The sequence below is a fragment of the Nocardia sp. NBC_00881 genome (genome assembly GCF_045207455.1).
In the GTDB taxonomy this organism is placed as follows: Bacteria; Actinomycetota; Actinomycetes; order Mycobacteriales; family Mycobacteriaceae; genus Nocardia.
This window is the reverse complement of the sequence record NZ_CP108798.1, coordinates 298,839-315,100: the sequence shown is the minus strand read 5'-3', so window position 1 is coordinate 315,100 and position 16,262 is coordinate 298,839. Positions and strand designations below refer to the sequence as shown.

Genomic DNA, 16,262 nt, shown 5'->3' with positions numbered 1-16,262 from the left:
AGCAGGCCATGCTCATGGCGAACCGGTGCCGGACTGGTCTTCTCTCAGTCGACAAGTGCGCCAGCGGACAAATTGGCGATTGTTCCGGTCATGACTCCAGCTCGATCCGAGGCCAGGAACGCGGCCGTCTCTGCGACTTCGGAGAGCGTAGGCAGCCTCTTCAGCAGCGTCCCCTGCGCCATCGCCCCGCCTTCGAGCAATTCGTGGACTGACTGCCCGGCCGCTGCCGCGGTATGCGTGAAGAGGTCCTTGGTGTAGGAACCCGCTGCCGGCGCGTCGACGACAGCGTGTGGACGGATTCCGATGACCCGGATGTTGCTGGGTGCCAGCTCCGCGGCCAGATTCCGCGAGAAGGCCTCCTTGCCTGCCGCGCTCACGGCGTGTCCCAAGATGCCGCCTACAGCCAGTTTGGAACCCGGCTCAGATAAAGTCAGAATGACGCCAGGACGCTCGCGCCCCATGTGCGGTGCCACAGCCTTGCTTGTGATGAACAGCGTCCGCAGAAAGCCATCGATCGGCCGCATGAACTCCTCCAGCGAGAGGTCCGCCAGCAAAGTCCCCTGGTCGTGCAGGACACTCACGGCGTTGAGGGCTATGTCGATGCTGCCGGCCGTCGCCGCGACCGCATCGGCGTGCTTGTCGACCGCCTGTTGATCGAAAACGTCAACTTGCGCGGTCTCGACTGTCCCGCCCGTGGCGGCGATATCACGCGCCACGGCATCGAGATTCGCCTGCGTCCGCCCGGCGATGAAGACCCTCGCGCCTTCCCGGGCGAATACCCGTGCGACAGCGCCGCCGATAGCGCCCCCGCCTCCATAGACCACAGCGTTCTTGCCCTCGAGCAGCAATCCGCTCATTTTGTCCTCCAGGTGATTTGATTTTTCCGGATGCTTACGCAGGCTCGGTGATCACACCGTCGCCGCCGCGGGCTCTGTCGCGTCCGCAATTACCGGAGGCTTCAGAAGGCCGGCGGCTGATGCCGCCGAGAGTCGCCGGAGTTCTTCTCCGGCGACCTGTCGGTCAGTCGTGGTGCTGACGCTGGATTTGTTCCGCGATCCGCTTGATGCGGTTCAGGCGTGCATCCCAGGTCTTGCCGACTTCATTCAGTTGCCGGACCGCGCGGGAGAGCTGCGCCTCGTCGACTTCGTAGCGCCGCTCACGGCCCATCGGTGTCACATACACGAGCCCGGCGCGATCGAGGACGCCCAGGTGCTTGGTGACCGCCTGGCGCGAAATCGGGAGACGATCGCTCAGGCTGGTCGGCGTACCAACTCCTTCCGCGAGCAGCAGGTCGAGCAGACGGCGCCTGATCGGGTCCCCGATCGCCGACCAGAGCTCGTCGTCGACAGCGACGGTCATCGCGGCACCACGGAAGGGGCGTAGCTCTGCAGCCTGGGCAGGAACAAGTCCCAGCCGCGCTCGTGATCGTGAAAGGCCTCCTCGAGCACCGCGGCTTCCCACCCCTTCTTCCGCCAGCCGCTCTCGGTCAGGCGCAGAATCGTGCCGTCACCGGAAGGCTCGAGCTCGAAGGTGACCAGGAGAGAGTTGTCCGCGTCGGGCAGCTGACCATCAGGAGCGACCCATCGGAACGCGAACTTGCGGGGCGGGTCCACATCGACCACCTTGATCGAGGCGACCTCGGCGCGGTCGCCCCAGACCAATTCGCCGACTTCGCCCGGCACTGGCTCGAACGACGCGTCATCGGGCCACCACATCTTGATGTGCTCGGGACGGCTCACCACTTCGAACACGATCTCCCGTGCCGCGTCGATGCGGATCTCGCGCTCCAACTTTCCGAACTCCACACGAACCTCCAATAAGCAACCATTAGTTGCATATGACCCTAACTGCCGCCCCGGCAATCTGCAACCTCTTGTTGCATAATGATCGTAAGGTCGCCGCAGGCTTACCCCAGCGACTGCGAGCCTCGATCGACAGGACGCCTTGCTATCGGCCGTAGCGATCAGATCATGCCCAGGTGCTCTACCACGCCGGCTCGAGCCCGCCGTACCCGTAGGTCGGGCCGTTGATCGGAGTGCGCGCCCGCCACACCCGTATCGGGGTCCCGTCGGCGAGCGGTGGCACCGCGGCGGCGTTCCTGATGGTCGGCCACCTACAGCATCGACACTGCCCGGTGGGTCGTGATCGCGTGGTTGTGGGCCCCGATTCCCTTCTCGCCAAGGTCGTGTACCAGTTTCAGTACCTCGCGCAGGTTCCGGCCGAGCCGGTCGAGGGTGTAGGCCACAATGGTGTCGCCGGGCGGGCGAATTCGAGCAGTTCAGTCATGGCCCGCTGCCCACATCGAACGACGGACAGCCCCACCAACAGACTGCCGCAAGTCCCATTCTGGTCGCGGCAATATTGTGTTGCCCGACTGCTAGGCAGGGGCCACGATCGTCAAATGGAATCCGGGCTTCCCCCAGCGCTGGCGCCGGAAGTTGCGGCGCCTCCGCGCATAGACCTCGGCGACATCCTGATCCGCCGATGGCAGTCGCAGGACCTCGTAGCCCAATTCGAAGCGATCACCGCGTCGTTCGAGCACCTCCACGCATGGATGCCGTGGTTGGCCGAGCCTAGGACGCTGGACCAGCAGCGGGAGTTCAACGAAGTCGCGACCGCGAGCTGGCCCACAGCCGACGGGGACTTCAACTACGGCATCTTCGACTCCAGGGGAACTCTGCTCGGCGCAATCGGCCTGCACGACCGGGTCGGGTCCGCAACGTTGGAAATCGGGTATTGGTGCCACATCATGCACACCGGCCGCGGCGTGATCACCCGGTCCGCCGCGGCGCTGACCGAGACGGCGTTGAGTCTGTCTGGGATCAGTCGCGTCGAAATCCATTGCGACGCAGCCAATACTCGCAGTTCTGCCGTTCCCCGCCGCATCGGGTACCGACTGGATCGGATCGTGCCGCGCGAACAGCGCGCGCCGGCCGAGTCCGGCCGCGGGATGGTATGGGTGACAAACCCGATCTCGATGTCGGGCCGAAAACCCTGCAACGACTGACCCGTGACAGCCGGATTTGACCACATCCCGACCCACCCACCTGTTGCGAATACAGCACGAAGCCCTAGAGAACTCCCTGGGCTTCCCGCTGCGTGGGAGCGGAAGCTCATCCCCAGTACTCGCCGCGCCTTTTCCGCTCCTCCACGTCGGCCCGATACCGGACTTCCTGGTCGGCCCCAATTTTATCTTCGAATTCCGTTTGTCTCAGCCCGTTACGCGACGGGCGGCTTCAGCAGCCCGGTCACGTCAACCGCCTTGATGTCGACCACGGTGCCGTCTTCCTCGGCTGTTCCCAGCAGACCCTCCTTCGCGCAGATATTCGGCGCGATGGCGACGACCTTGCTGCCGCACTGGAAAGTGATCCCCGCACCGAGCGGCATCGGCTGCGGCGAGGGCATCGCACCCAGGTATGCGGTGATGTTCTGGCGCGTCGCCTCGCCCTGGAATCCGGTCATGGCGCGGGCGAAGCCGAGGACGGCCTGATAGCCGGTGGGCGCGGTAGCGGTCTTGAGCTTGCCATCGGTGTACTTGTCGATGACCGCGTCGTAAATCTTGGTGTCCTGGGCGCTCGGGTCGGTCGCAGACTGCGGCGCGACGAGCAGATCGGCATAACCGCCAGGGATTTGCGCAGCTGTGGTCTCATCACCGATGCACTGGCCGATCACAGCTATCGGCTGCTCGACCTTCAGCGTACGCATCGCTTTGAGTGCGCTGGTGCAGAAAGCCGGATCGCCCAGGACATGGAACATCTGTGCATGGTTGTTCAGCGCGGCCTGGACCTGCGGGGTCTGATCCGGTGTGCCAGGCGGCACCGGAACGATATCGGGCGTGACTCCGGCATTGCCGTACACCATTGCGCCGATCTGGCGCAGGGGTTCAACGGAGCTGGGCACATCCATGGTCAGAATTGCCACGCGCTGGATGTTGTGCTCCTTCGCGTAGGTGGCCGGCACCGCGACCACGGCGCCGAGGGTGTTCGTCATCACATACGAATTCGGCGAACCGAATGCCCCCGCAGTGGAGCCGAGATTGAAGTACGCCAATCCGGCAGTGCTGGTGACCTCGAGGGTGGTGTCCATGAATATGGTCGGTCCGCTTACCAATGCGACGGCATCGGACTGCACGAACTTGTTGGCACAGTCACGTGTCCGGCCGGGCTGGCCTTGGTTTTCGCAGACCAGGTTGATTTCGATCGGTCGGCCGTTGATCCCGCCCAGGTAGTCGTTGACGTACGACGCGGCCGCCTTGGCTGCCTCGATCTCTGGGGTCGTGTCGAACTGGGCCGCCTTCCCCTCGGAGCTGAAGGCGATCTTGATCGGTGCGCCGGCGGCCTTGTTCGGTATGCCGAGTGCGGATTCATCTACCGTCGAGGTAGTCGAATAGCTGGAGCAGCCGGTCACCGCGAGCGCGACGGCCAGCGCGGCACACGGCAGCATCGCCCACTGTTCAGTTCGAATGGTGAACATCTTGATCTTCTTTCCTTAGTTGATGTTTCGGGTTCGGGATGGCTGGGCTGCGGCTGATGGAACGGGTCCGGGATCCATGCCACCGAGGTAGGCGGCCTCGATCCGGCCTGGATCGCGGGCCAGTGTCGCGGCGGCACCGCGGAAGGTGACGTCGCCGTGCACGAGGACCAGTGCCTCGTCGGCGATCTCGAGCGCCAGCCGGACATGCTGTTCGACCATCACCACTCTGGTTCCGGTCTCCTCGGCGATACGCCGCACCGCTGGCAGCATGTTCTCGACGATGACCGGGGCCAGCCCCGTGCTCATCTCGTCGATAAGCAGCACTTTTGGTTCCTGCACCAGGGCCCGGGCCAATGCAAGCATCTGCTGTTCGCCGCCGGATAACGCTGCGGCCGCAACAGACCACCGAGTCTCGAGCGCGGGAAACAGGCCGATGATCTGGTCGAGCGGCGGTCCGCTGCGGCGCCGAGCGATGCGGAGATTGTCGGCGACTGTCAGTCCGGCGAATAATGCCCGGTCATCGGGAACCAAGACGATGCCCGCGCGGTTGGCCCGGGCCGGCTTGCCGCTGGGCAGCGTCTGCCCGTCCAGCCGTACGTGACCGGCGAGGCGCGGCAGCAGGCCGGCCAGGGTCGATAGGAGAGTAGTCTTGCCCGCACCATTGGGCCCGAGCACGGCTAGTACCTCGCCGGCATAGAGTTCTATGTTGATGCCGCGCACCACCGGGATTCGGCCGTGTCCGGCGATCAGTTCGCGGCACTGCAACGTCATGCCGTCGCCTCGTCGGCGTGTGCGCTGCCGAGATATGCCTCGGCGACGGCGCGGTCACGATGGATCTGTGCAGGAGTGCCAGTGATGAGGGTGCGGCCGAAGTTCAGCACATGGATCCGGTCGCATAGGCCTAGGACCAGACTCATGTCGTGCTCGACCAGGAGAATGCTCACTCCGCTGCCCCGAATATCCCGTAATCGTTTTGCGAGCCAACGACTTTCGGTGGTGTCGAGCCCGCCGGCAGGTTCGTCGAGCAGCAGCACGTACGGCCGACCGGCGAGCGCCCGGGCAATGGAGACGAGTTGACGCATTCCGTGCGAGAGTTGGCCGACCGGGACATCGCCGAGTTCGGTGAGGCCGAGCAGATCGAAGACTTCGTCGAGTTCGGCCTGTCCCCCTGCGCCGCGACCGCGTGCGGTCAAGCCGACCAGGGCGTTCTCCCGGACGCTGAGATCGTCGTAGAGTTCAGTGGCCTGGAAGGTTCGACCGAGGCCGGTCCGAATCCGTTCGAAGGCGGGCAGCCGGTCGATCCGCTTGTCGCCTATGGTCATCACGCCGATAGCTGGTGTGAAGCCGCTGATCGCGTCGATGAGGGTGGTCTTGCCGGCGCCGTTGGGGCCGATCAGCCCGACGATCGCGCCGCGCGGCACGATGAGATCGACCGCATCGACGGCGACCACACCGCCGTAGTGGACCGTGACGCCTCGCACGGAGAGCGCCGTGTCGTCAGCGATCGTCATCGGCCCTGTATCGGGGTCAGGGTAGTCCGGGACGCATGCAGAACCTTTCCTGACGGGGGCGAGCGTCCGATTGTTCAGACGCGCGATTGTCTGGTGCACCGGGCCGACAAGGCCTTCCGGGTTGAGCAGCACGGTCAACACCACGCCGGCACCAGCAGCCACCTGATACCAGTCGGCGCCGCCGAGCACCTTCTCCAGCGCCAGGAATGCGGGGCCACCCACACTCAGCAGTCCGGCCAGCACACCACCTGATACCGAGGTGACACCGGCCAGGTAGACCGTTGCGAACACGGTGAGCCCGGTCAGCGCGGCGAACGGTTCGAACGACACCGACGTCTGCTGGTAGGCCATCAGGCAACCACCCAGACCCGCGATGAAACCGCCGATGGCAAAGGCGACGAGTTTGGTGCGGACCACGTTGATGCCGGAGGCCGCGGCCGAGCGTTCGTTGGCGCGCACAGCAAGCATGCGAGCGCCAAACCGGCTGCGCCGAAGCTGCGCTACCGCTATGCACACAACGACCAGCACGGTCAGACACAGAACGCCGAAGGGAAGCCGCGGATACTCGGCACCGGAGCCGATCCCGAGGTCGTAGTCGAACAGCCGGGGCGACGGGACACGCACGCCGCTGGAGCTGACGAAGTCGCTGTTGCGGAACCATACCGCCTCGAGCGCATAAGCCAGGGCAAGTGTCGCCACCGCTACCGTGAAGCCACGCACCCGCAGCGCGGGCAGGCCGACAACGGCTCCGAGCAGCGCCGCGCCCGCCGCCGCCGACAGCGGCACGAACGGGAACGGAATACCCCAGTTGGCGGTGACCGGGCCGAGCAGGAACCCAGCCGCGCCGGCGAGCGCCAACTGAGCGAGGGACACCTGGCCCGCGAAACCGGTCACGACGACCACCGAGAGCGCGATGACGGAGAAGATCAGCGAGGCGATCAAGCTGGCACGCCATTCGCCGCCAAGAGTGACCAGCGCGCCGAGTGCGGCCGGCCCGGCAGAGACCGTGCACAAGAATAGGTGATTGGGCCTCGGTGCACGGCCGAGTGTTGCGGTCGATTGCGCGCCGCGTATCGGTAGTTCACGCGCCCGCACAACCAGCAACAGCACAATCAACAGCAGCGGGATCAGCTCGACCAGTCCGCTCGACGGCAGCCAGCCGTACTGCCCTGTCAGAAACTGAGCCTCGGACTGCAGCATTCCTATCACCAAGCCGGCCGTTACCGCGCCGACCACGGACGAGAACCGGCCCAGGATGGCGGCGGCAAGCGCCGGAACGATGAACAGGGTGTACGACGTCGGGGCGAGCGGCACGATCGGGGCGATCAGGATGCCCGACAGTCCGGCGACCGCCGTGCCGATCATCCAGTTGTACGCGGCAATACGGTCCGGCGACAGCCCACTGACATAGGCGCCTTTCTCGCTCTGAGCCACCGCCCGGGTGGCGAGGCCGAAAGAGCTGGATCGATATAACACGGCCAGCACTCCCGCCACCGCCAGAATCGTCACTGTAAACCAGACGCGGTCCCGGGGAAGTTGCATATCGCCGAAACTCCAACTGCCCGTGGGGAATATAGGCTTCACTCCAATTGGTGCCGTGCCTATCCTCTGGACCGCGAGCGCGGTGAAAGCCAGCATCAGGCCGATCGAGGCGACCGTGCGGGCCACCGGTGGCGCGGTGCGCAAGGGCCGAAAAACCAGCAGGTACAACAGACCCCCGAGCGCTGCGGCGATCATCAGCGAAATCGATACGGCAGCCCAGAATCCGGGATCACCACCTATCTCGATGCTCCTCGGCAGCCCAGGCACCAAGACCAGCAGCTTCCCCTGGCGGAGAAAGGCATACGTGTAGGCGGTGCAGAGCGCGACGGAACCGGTGGCGAAGTGGACGACACCGGAGCTGCGGTAGATCACAACGAGCGCTAGTGCGATGGCGGCGAAGACGGCGCCGCCGCCAAGACCGAGAAGAAGGAACTGAAGATGGTCGGTCACGGGTAGGCCTCCGTGCTGCCGCTACCTGGGAGGTCGAAAAGGTAACGAGCATTGGCATTCATGCACCGATGCGGGCTTCGGCAAAATAGGTAGCTATTTGTACAGCCGCCCCGATTCAAGGAGTCATTCACAGCTATACCCCTGATCTCGACAGGACCGGTCGGGCACATATCGGACGTTCGCCATCCGCGACCCTGCGGTAATCGCCGCCAGTACCGCATCGGCGGTAACCCGAGCCCGGGTGGGTACTGGCGAAGTCACCTCGGCCGGTTGTCATGATCAGCCTAGATGTCCATCGCGGAGGCAAAACTCGATCCACCACTGCGAAACCCGGGTCGAACAATGTGTCACCTTTTCGCAGCCGTTTCAATTTGGTCTGAGTCGATATTCTGACACGGCCGAACCTCGGCAACCCTTGTCAATAGAGCCATCGTGGACAGCCGAATTTTGAACAGTTATCCAAATCACTAAACAATCTGGACAACGTGGTCCAGCGAAGCGAACAGTCGTACGCGGACGGTGCAACGGCGCTCGACACCTGGCACACGAGGTGACTGAGACCGTGCCTCACGTCGCTGACGCCGGCCGCCCACGGGACTTGAAGGTGCCGCCTATTCTTCGATGTCTCGGGCTATCAGAGTCAGAGTCTCGAGGTGGCCGCGAGTCAGCGGGTCGGATTCGAAGCGGGAGACGATCGCGGGAACCAGGTCTTCGCGTAGCAACCGCAGAATTTCCCGCCTCGTCTCAGCAGGCACTATCCGCAAGTCGATGGATCCATGGTGGTCGCGGAGAACAGTCACGAATTCCGCCTTGGCGTCCTGATCGGCGACGTGTTCGATCAGGAACTCGACCACCCACTCGAACAGGCCGAAGGATGCAGTCCAGGCGTATTCGTCGGTGACAAAAATAGTCATGGCCATCAAGCAATCATCTGCGATTCGCGCTCGGTAGGCAGATCACATCGCAGATCTCGCCTTCACGAGGTTCTTTACCGCGCTACCGGACACGCCGATGTCACCCTCTACCGCGGCACCAGCAGAACGAGCGCTGGCGACCCGAATGGCCGGAGGTGCCAGCGGACTTCCTCGCCAGGTTGGTCAGTGCAGAGGTAGTGCACGCGATTTGATCTCGTCGATCGATGAACTACTCGATCAACGCGGCCCTGATCGGGATCCATGCCCCAAACGACACCACCCGCGTGCGTCTCCATCACAGGCGGACCCCGATCGGCGCCCAGAGGATAGCGAATCGAGGCATTCGTCGATGGTGTAGGACTGCTCGACCTGTAAATCTATTCTTCGGTGTTCGGCGGCGGGAATCATGGCGCGCAGTCCGGCATTGTTTGTCCGTCAGAGATCGTGGGAGCGACGGTGTCAGGAGCCGTCACCGCCACCGCATAAGGCGGGTAGGCTTGCCGCAGTTCGGCCAATTCGGATTTGTCACCGGACATCTCGGTGATAATTTGCCAGAGTCTTTCGATGAACCGCATCGTACAGATGCCGAATTTGATAAAGGTCTCCTCCTCCGGGACACCGCCGAATGGTGCCCAGATGCGGGCGAAAGCAAGAATGTCCTCTACTTCTTTTTCCTGTTTGCTGAGCTGTTTCGGGCGGTGGCGTTCGGCTTCTCGTTGTCGTTCGCGCCGTCGGCGGTAACGCCGAATATCTGACTCCACCGGATCGAATCCGCCCGGTACCATGTGGCCCGGTCGATCTGGGCTCCTCCTCGGGTGTGCCCCATTGTCGGGTATAGACATTGGTTCTCTGTTCAACAGTGCGGTTCTGGGTCGAGGCTGGCCGGACGGGGTGATCGGCTCGAGCGTCATATCTGCAGGGTTCGGTGGGCATGATCGTGAGTCTGGTGTCGGGAATCATGACGCGGAGTCCACTACCGCTCGGCCGTCAGCGGTCAAGCGGTGCTCCGACAGAGTCAGGACCTGGCACCGCGACCGCAGTAGGCATCCGTTCCGTGGTGTGGGCTTGTGGATTGGCCAGGCGCTCGGGGCGCAGAATTTCGTCGAGCTCAGTGGCGGTGAGCAGTCCCCTTTCGAGCACCAGGGAGGTGACGCTGCGACCGTCGGTCAGAGCCTGGCGGGCAATGGACGCTGCTGCGTCGTAGCCGATCAGCGGGTTGAGGACGGTGACGACTCCGATGCTCGCTTCGACCTGGGAGCGCAGGAATTCCTTGTTGGCGGTGATCCCGTCGATGCAGCGGTCGGCCAAGCTGGTGCATGCCGCGGTCAGAGAGGCCAGGCTGGCGAACAGTGAGCGTGCAATGATCGGTTCGAAGGCATTCAGCTGTAACTGTCCGGCCTCGGCCGCCATAGTGACGGTGAGGTCATAGCCGATGACCTCGAAGGCCACCTGGTTGACCACTTCCGGGATGACCGGGTTGACCTTTCCGGGCATGATGCTCGATCCCGCCTGTCGTGGGGGAAGGTTGATCTCGGCGAAGCCGGCCCTGGGTCCGGAGGACAGCAGCCGCAAGTCGTTGCAGATCTTCGACAGTTTCACCGCAACGCGTTTCAGCATCCCGGAGAACAGCACGAAGGCCCCGCAGTCCTGGGTCGCTTCCACGAGGTTGCCGGCCGTCACCAGCGGCAGCCCGGTGATGCGTTGCAGGTGAGTGCAGGCTCGGGCGGCATACTGTGGATGAGTGTTGAGGCCGGTGCCGATGGCAGTTGCCCCCAGATTGATCTCGTGTAGGTGAACCAGAGCTTCGCAAATTCGGCGTTCGTCCTCGCCAACCATCACCGCATAGGTGCTGAACTCTTGGCCGAGGGTCATGGGCACGGCATCCTGCAGCTGGGTTCTACCGACTTTCACCACATCATCGAACTCGCGGGCTTTGCGCGCCAAGACCAGGCGCAGATGACCCATGCCGGCCAACAACTCTTGGGTGGCTTGGATGGTCGCGATCTTGATCGCGGTGGGATATACGTCGTTGGTGGACTGCCCCATATTCACGTCCCCGTTGGGGTGAATCCTGGAGTACTCGCCCTTGTCGAATCCGAGGATCTCCAGTGCACGGTTGGCGATGACCTCGTTGGCGTTCATGTTCGTCGAGGTGCCGGCGCCACCCTGGATTACGTCGACTACGAATTGGTCCAGCAGTCGGCCTTGTTCGATGTCCTGACAGGCCTGGCTGATGGCGTCCTTTTTTACCGCGTCGATCAAGCCCAGATCGAAGTTTGCCAGTACTGCTGCATGCTTGATCTGGGCGAATGCCTTGACGAGCAGTGGATACGAGGAGATTTCGGTACCGGTGATCGCGAAATTCTCTATTGCGCGCAGTGTCTGGATGCCCCAGTAGGCCGCGGCCGGGACTTCCCGGGCACCCATGAAGTCTGTCTCGATCCTGCCTCCATTGGCTTCCAACAGGGACGGTTCGGTCATCTGTGCCATTGCTCTCGGTTCTCGCGATGGTGGTCTGGGGTGAGTGAACGGATGTTGTAGGTGGGATGATCTCCCGGCCTGCCCGGCAGCCCGCGACCGTTGTGGCGCTGCTCCCGGGCCGCGGAATGCGGCGGATTCAAGTATTGGGAACGAATCCGAGCGCCTTGTCTACGACATTGTGTAGTGGTTCGCGATCGCGGAATCGTTTCAGATTGTCGACGAACAATTTGCTGAGGTCATCGAGATAATTGTCGGTGTCCCCGCTCATGTGGGGGGTGATGATGACATTGTCCATGCCCCATAACGGGTGTTCGTCGGGCAAAGGCTCGGGGTCCACGACATCAAGGGCAGCGCCGGCGATCGAACCCGATTCCAACGCCTCGGTCAGGGCGCCGGTATGAACAAGTTCCCCGCGTCCGACGTTGATGAGGCGTGCGGACCCCTTCATCGCGGATAGCACTTCGCCGCTGACCAATCCCCTCGTCTGATTGGTCAGCGGCGCTGCGAGCACGACGTAGTCGTAGTCATGGACCATCCTCGCCAGGTCCCGGGAGGAGTGGATCTGGGCGAAATCGTCATCACCGGGCCGGCTGGAGCGGGCGGCGCCGCTGACCTTTATGCCCACAGCATGGAAGAGACGGGCGATTTCGCGGCCGATGGAACCGGTGCCTACCACCAGCGCGGTTTGCCCCTGGAGCTTGCGAGTGACTCGGTGTTGCCAGCGGTGTTGTCGCTGCAGCCGGAATGACGTCTGCGCGCCTTTGGCCATGTCCAAAACGAATCCGAGCGCGAATTCGGCGATGGCCCGGCTCAGGACGCCCCGGGAGTTGGTGTAGACAATGTTGCTGCCGATCAGGTCGTCGAACAGGAGTTGGCTCACCCCCGCCGCGGAGACATGGACCCACTGCAGGGAGGCGGCGGCATCCCAGTTCTGCCGCAAGGCCGGCGAGAACGAGTGCCATTGGTATAACACGTTCGCGCCGTCGAGCGCGGTGGCCAGACCGTCGGCTTTGGTCGCCTCTCGGTAGAGGACCGCGACGACGGGCCGGGTGCGTTCCGCAGCCGTCGTCATGACACCGGTGATGGCTTGACGGCCGACTCTGGCAGGCCGCCCAGCAGTTGCCAGAGCGCCCCCGATTCTCCGAGGTTGACAATGGTGTTCTTGGGTTCGGTCATCGCATGCACGGCGTACCGCACCCCTTCGCGGCCGACGCCGGATTTCTTGCAGCCGCCGAACGGCATCGAATCGATGCGGACGTCGCTGGTCTCGTTGATGACCACGGCGCCGACGTGCAGTTTGTCGGCGATGGTCAGGGCGAGCTCTATCGATTGGGTGAAGATACCTGCTTGGAGTCCGAACTCGGAGTTGTTGGCGGCGTGGACGGCGTCGGAGACCTCGACGAACGGCAGGATGGTCACGACCGGACCGAACACTTCGTCGCGGATAACCCGGCACTCCGTCGGCACGTCGGTCAGGACGGTGGGTTCGTAGAAGGCGTTCCGTCGCTGGCCTCCCACGTGGACCGACGCCCCCGCAGCGGTGGCCTCATCCACCCATTCCTCGACGCGCCGGGCCTCGGCCTCGGAAATGAGCGGCCCAACGTCGGTGCGGCGGTCGAACTTCGGCCCCGTGCGGAGTGCCTGGGTGCCGCGGGTGACCTCCGCGAGGACCCGCTGGAAGAGCGATGTGTGCACGTACACGCGTTGCACCGAAAGGCAGTTCTGGCCGGCGACCCCGAATGCTCCGGCGACGATCGCGCGGGAGGCGTAGACCGGGTCGGCGTCGGCGCAGACGATCGTGGCGTTGTTGCCGCCGAGTTCGGAGAGGATCTTCTTGGCGCCGGCGGCGGCGGCGATCCGTTCGGCGGTCCGGGGACCGCCGGTGAAGGAGATCAGGTCGATCTGGTCGTCGGTCACGAGCGCTTCGGCCACACCGGGACCGCCGACGATCGCGGCGATCCGTCCCGACGGGACTCCCGCCTCGAGCAGCAGCTGGACAAGGGCCAGCCCGCTCAGCGGGGTCCGCTCGGAGGGCTTGAGTACGACACCGTTGCCGGCGATCAGGGCCGGGCCCAGCTTGTGCGCGACCAGGTTGAGGGGATCGTTGAACGGTGTGATCGCCGCGACGATTCCCACCGGTTTGCGGCTGTACCAGCCGATCTTGTTCCCGGCCGCGGTGCTGTCATCGAAGTCCAGGGTCGATCCGGACAGCTCACTGGACGCGGCAGCCGAGAGCCGCAGCGTCTCGATGCAGCGGACGACCTCACGCTCTGCCTCGGTGATGGTCTTGCTGCTTTCGGCGGCGATGATGGTGGCGAACCGCGCGGACTGCTCGTCGAGCAGTCGAGTTGCCTTTTCCAGCGCCTGCCGGCGCAGGCGCAGCGGCCATGGGTCGACCTGTAGGTGACGGTGGATGTACGCGATAGCGCGCCGTACGTCCTGCGCCGTCGAGGTGCACACCCGGCTGAGCAGGAACCCATCCTCGGGATCGCGCACGTCCAGGGTCATCTCGGTGGACTGCCAGCGGCCTTCGAGAAAGGCCCCTCCGGGCAGAGTGGCAATCCCTGACCGACTGTCGCTTGTTTTCGGACGCGAGTCGACGGCGCTTGAAGACGGAACCATGAGATTGCCTACCTCTACCTATTTGATGCGGTCGATGATCTTCGCGGCGCCGCCGATGATCGGCAGGAACCACGGGGGCCCGAAGTGTCCCGGGACGGGGGGATTCTTCAGGTCTTCCCAAACGTTTGCGGTTTTGTCGCCGCCCATGTAGCGGACCATCTTCTTTCCCATGTGGGCCGCCATCTGGACGCCGTGGCCGCTGTAACAGAGGGAATAGAACACTCCGTCGTGAACGCCGGCATGGACCATCTGGTCCATCGACAGATCGACCAGTCCACCCCAGGTGTAATCCACCTTGGCGTTCGACAGGTACGGGAACAGCTCGATCATCGCCTTGCGAAGAATCTTGCCGCTCTTGACATCCGAATCCGGGCTGGAGAGCGCGAAGCGGGCGCGACCGCCGAACAGCAGTCGGTTGTCCGGGGTGATGCGGAAGTAGTAGGTCAGCATCTTGCTGTCCGAGGACTGTCGCCGGTTCGGCAGAACGCGGTCGACCACCTCGTCCGGCAGCGGTTCGGTGACGATGATGAAACTGCCCACCGGAATCACGCGCCGCTGCAGCCAGGGCGTGACGGCGCCCGTGTAGCCACTGGTAGCCACCAGCACCTGCTTCGCTCGGACGACCCCGCGGGTGGTGTGCACATCGTGAACGGTTCCCGAGACCTTGTGCAGTTCGGTGACCGCTGCGTTTTCGCAGACAACAGCACCCGCGGCATCGGCCGCCCCGGCCAAGCCGTGCACGAACTTCCCGACGTGCAGTCCGGCTCCCAGCGGATCGAGCATCGCTCCGTGATAGAAATCGGTACCGATCTCGCTGTGAATCTCGGACTTCGGGATGGTGATGACCTCGTGGTCGGCCAGGGCGGCCAATTGCTCCTGCGACTTCAGCATTCCCTCGTAGTGGGAGGGATGAAAGGCCAACGAGAGCTTCCCGAACCGCTGGAAGTCGCAGTCGATGCCATAGTTCTGCACCAATTTCTCGATGGTGTCGATGGCATCGTTGTATTCCCGGAACATTTCCACGGCGCGGGTGCCCCCGTACCGCTTCACCGCCCTGTGGAAGCTGATCGCCAATCCCGTGGTCGCCATCCCACCGTTGCGGCCAGATGCACCCCAACCCACAGTATGCCGTTCGAGAACAGCAACACTCGCACCTTGCGTAGCGAACTCGACCGCCGCCGAGAGCCCGGTGAATCCGGCGCCGATGATGGCGACGTCGACCTGTGCGGGAACTGGTGTCCGGCGGTAGTCGCCGGACGTCTCAGCAGTATCCAGCCAATAGGGGGTGAGTTTCATGATTGACCTTTCACCTTGACCGCGGCTCAGAGACCGAGCAGTTTGTTGAGCTCATCGAGAGAATCGACGGTGGTGTAGTTGTACGCCAGGCTGTGCGGGTCATAGCCGCGGTCCAGCAGCACTTTGTTGGTGAACCCCAGGTCATCGGCGGGCATCAGGTCGTAGCGCGTGTGCGAGGAGACGTGCAGGAAGTCCTCGGGCGAGGCGTCGAGCTGCTCGACCATGTATTCGAAGGCCTCGTAGCGCGGCTTGTAAAATCCGGCCTGTTCGGCGGTGTACACGGCGTGGAAGTCGGCACCGAGCTTGGGCACACTGACATCGAGGAAGCTGGTGTCGGCGTTGGAGATGATAACCAGCTTGTAGTTGTCACCCATGATCTTCAGCGGAGCCGGAATGTCCTCGTGCGGACCCCAGTTCAGCACGGCGGCCGCGAACTGGGCCCCGGCGTCCGCGGTGAGCTCGAGGTGCCATTTCTTGCAGGTGCGGTCGTAGGCGTCCTGAAGCACCTGCTCGTACGCGTAGTACGAACCACACACCTGGTCGTAACGGTAGTTGCGGAAATCCCGAAGGAAGGCGGGCATCTGTTCTTCGGGCACCCGGCCCGCAAGCAGGTCCCGGGTGGTGGGCACGATCTGGAAGTTGATGAGTGTGCCGTAGCAATCGAAAGAAATGTACTCCGGTCGGAAAGTCTTGTCTGCCATGATCATCCGTTTCATCGAAGGGGCAGCGGACAGTTCGGGAACCATTGCTGTTCCCGTGGGAATGCGGAGTTACGGGCGGTCGTCGCCACCCTCACTCAGGACTCTGTTGACCTGCTGATTCGACCCTAAGCCGCAGAATTGTCAATTGTCAACAGTTCGCAAGAGGGGTAGTGTGATCCACTGCACTGTCAAACCGACTGGTTGGATATGGTCTAGCCGACAGTGCAGATGCCTCGCACACATGCCCCGCCACCTGCGGCGACGGGAGACCT

15 protein-coding genes are annotated in these 16,262 nt (G+C 63.5%); 1 reads left to right on the top strand and 14 read right to left on the bottom strand.

Annotation, left to right across the window (positions count from 1 at the left end; genetic code table 11):
• Positions 1-44 precede the first annotated feature (44 nt).
• The 4 genes from OH799_RS00895 to OH799_RS00880 all read right to left on the bottom strand — a co-directional run bounded on the left by OH799_RS00895 (position 45) and on the right by OH799_RS00880 (position 2,269).
• Positions 45-848 carry an SDR family NAD(P)-dependent oxidoreductase gene (locus OH799_RS00895; RefSeq protein WP_406274312.1) on the bottom strand — a complete coding sequence of 268 codons (804 nt, stop codon included), beginning with the start codon at positions 846-848 and terminating at the stop codon, positions 45-47.
• A 172-nt stretch (positions 849-1,020) separates the two neighbouring features.
• Positions 1,021-1,359: an ArsR/SmtB family transcription factor gene (locus OH799_RS00890; RefSeq protein WP_406274309.1), complete on the bottom strand. Its 339-nt coding sequence runs from the start codon at positions 1,357-1,359 to the stop codon at positions 1,021-1,023.
• A complete protein-coding gene (locus OH799_RS00885) occupies positions 1,356-1,805 on the bottom strand; it encodes an SRPBCC domain-containing protein (protein ID WP_406274307.1) in 450 nt (149 codons plus the stop codon). The genes OH799_RS00890 and OH799_RS00885 overlap by 4 nt, the downstream gene beginning before the upstream one ends.
• 308 nt (positions 1,806-2,113) lie before the next feature.
• On the bottom strand, positions 2,114-2,269 hold the full coding sequence (locus OH799_RS00880; RefSeq protein ID WP_406281696.1) for a recombinase family protein: 156 nt from the start codon (positions 2,267-2,269) through the stop codon (positions 2,114-2,116).
• A gap of 132 nt (positions 2,270-2,401) precedes the next feature.
• Between OH799_RS00880 and OH799_RS00875 the strand changes: the two genes are divergently transcribed.
• Positions 2,402-3,007 (top strand): GNAT family N-acetyltransferase, encoded by a 606-nt coding sequence (locus OH799_RS00875; RefSeq protein ID WP_406274304.1) that lies wholly within the window; start codon positions 2,402-2,404, stop codon positions 3,005-3,007.
• A gap of 212 nt (positions 3,008-3,219) precedes the next feature.
• Here OH799_RS00875 and OH799_RS00870 read toward each other — a convergent pair whose 3' ends face one another.
• The 10 genes from OH799_RS00870 to OH799_RS00825 form a co-directional block, all read right to left on the bottom strand.
• Complete coding sequence (locus OH799_RS00870; RefSeq protein ID WP_406274301.1) at positions 3,220-4,473, bottom strand: ABC transporter substrate-binding protein; 1,254 nt, start codon at positions 4,471-4,473, stop codon at positions 3,220-3,222.
• Between the two features lie 15 nt (positions 4,474-4,488).
• Positions 4,489-5,244 carry an ABC transporter ATP-binding protein gene (locus OH799_RS00865; RefSeq protein WP_406274298.1) on the bottom strand — a complete coding sequence of 252 codons (756 nt, stop codon included), beginning with the start codon at positions 5,242-5,244 and terminating at the stop codon, positions 4,489-4,491.
• Complete coding sequence (locus tag OH799_RS00860) at positions 5,241-7,976, bottom strand: ABC transporter permease subunit (RefSeq protein ID WP_406274295.1); 2,736 nt, start codon at positions 7,974-7,976, stop codon at positions 5,241-5,243. The genes OH799_RS00865 and OH799_RS00860 overlap by 4 nt, the downstream gene beginning before the upstream one ends.
• A gap of 611 nt (positions 7,977-8,587) precedes the next feature.
• Entirely contained in the window at positions 8,588-8,896 is a 309-nt protein-coding gene (locus OH799_RS00855) for a hypothetical protein (RefSeq protein ID WP_406274292.1), read from the bottom strand.
• A 398-nt stretch (positions 8,897-9,294) separates the two neighbouring features.
• Positions 9,295-9,651, bottom strand: a complete 357-nt coding sequence (locus tag OH799_RS00850) for a hypothetical protein (RefSeq protein WP_406274289.1) — start codon at positions 9,649-9,651, stop codon at positions 9,295-9,297.
• A 226-nt stretch (positions 9,652-9,877) separates the two neighbouring features.
• Entirely contained in the window at positions 9,878-11,380 is a 1,503-nt protein-coding gene (gene aspA, locus OH799_RS00845; protein ID WP_406274286.1) for an aspartate ammonia-lyase, read from the bottom strand.
• A 127-nt stretch (positions 11,381-11,507) separates the two neighbouring features.
• Complete coding sequence (locus tag OH799_RS00840; RefSeq protein ID WP_406274284.1) at positions 11,508-12,443, bottom strand: D-2-hydroxyacid dehydrogenase; 936 nt, start codon at positions 12,441-12,443, stop codon at positions 11,508-11,510.
• Positions 12,440-13,879: an aldehyde dehydrogenase family protein gene (locus OH799_RS00835; protein ID WP_406274281.1), complete on the bottom strand. Its 1,440-nt coding sequence runs from the start codon at positions 13,877-13,879 to the stop codon at positions 12,440-12,442. Before OH799_RS00835 ends, OH799_RS00840 begins: the two co-directional genes overlap by 4 nt.
• A gap of 132 nt (positions 13,880-14,011) precedes the next feature.
• Positions 14,012-15,289, bottom strand: coding sequence for an NAD(P)/FAD-dependent oxidoreductase (locus OH799_RS00830; protein ID WP_406274278.1), 1,278 nt, complete (start codon positions 15,287-15,289; stop codon positions 14,012-14,014).
• Positions 15,290-15,315: 26 nt separating this feature from the next.
• Positions 15,316-15,990 carry a haloacid dehalogenase type II gene (locus tag OH799_RS00825; RefSeq protein ID WP_406274275.1) on the bottom strand — a complete coding sequence of 225 codons (675 nt, stop codon included), beginning with the start codon at positions 15,988-15,990 and terminating at the stop codon, positions 15,316-15,318.
• Positions 15,991-16,262: the final 272 nt, after the last annotated feature.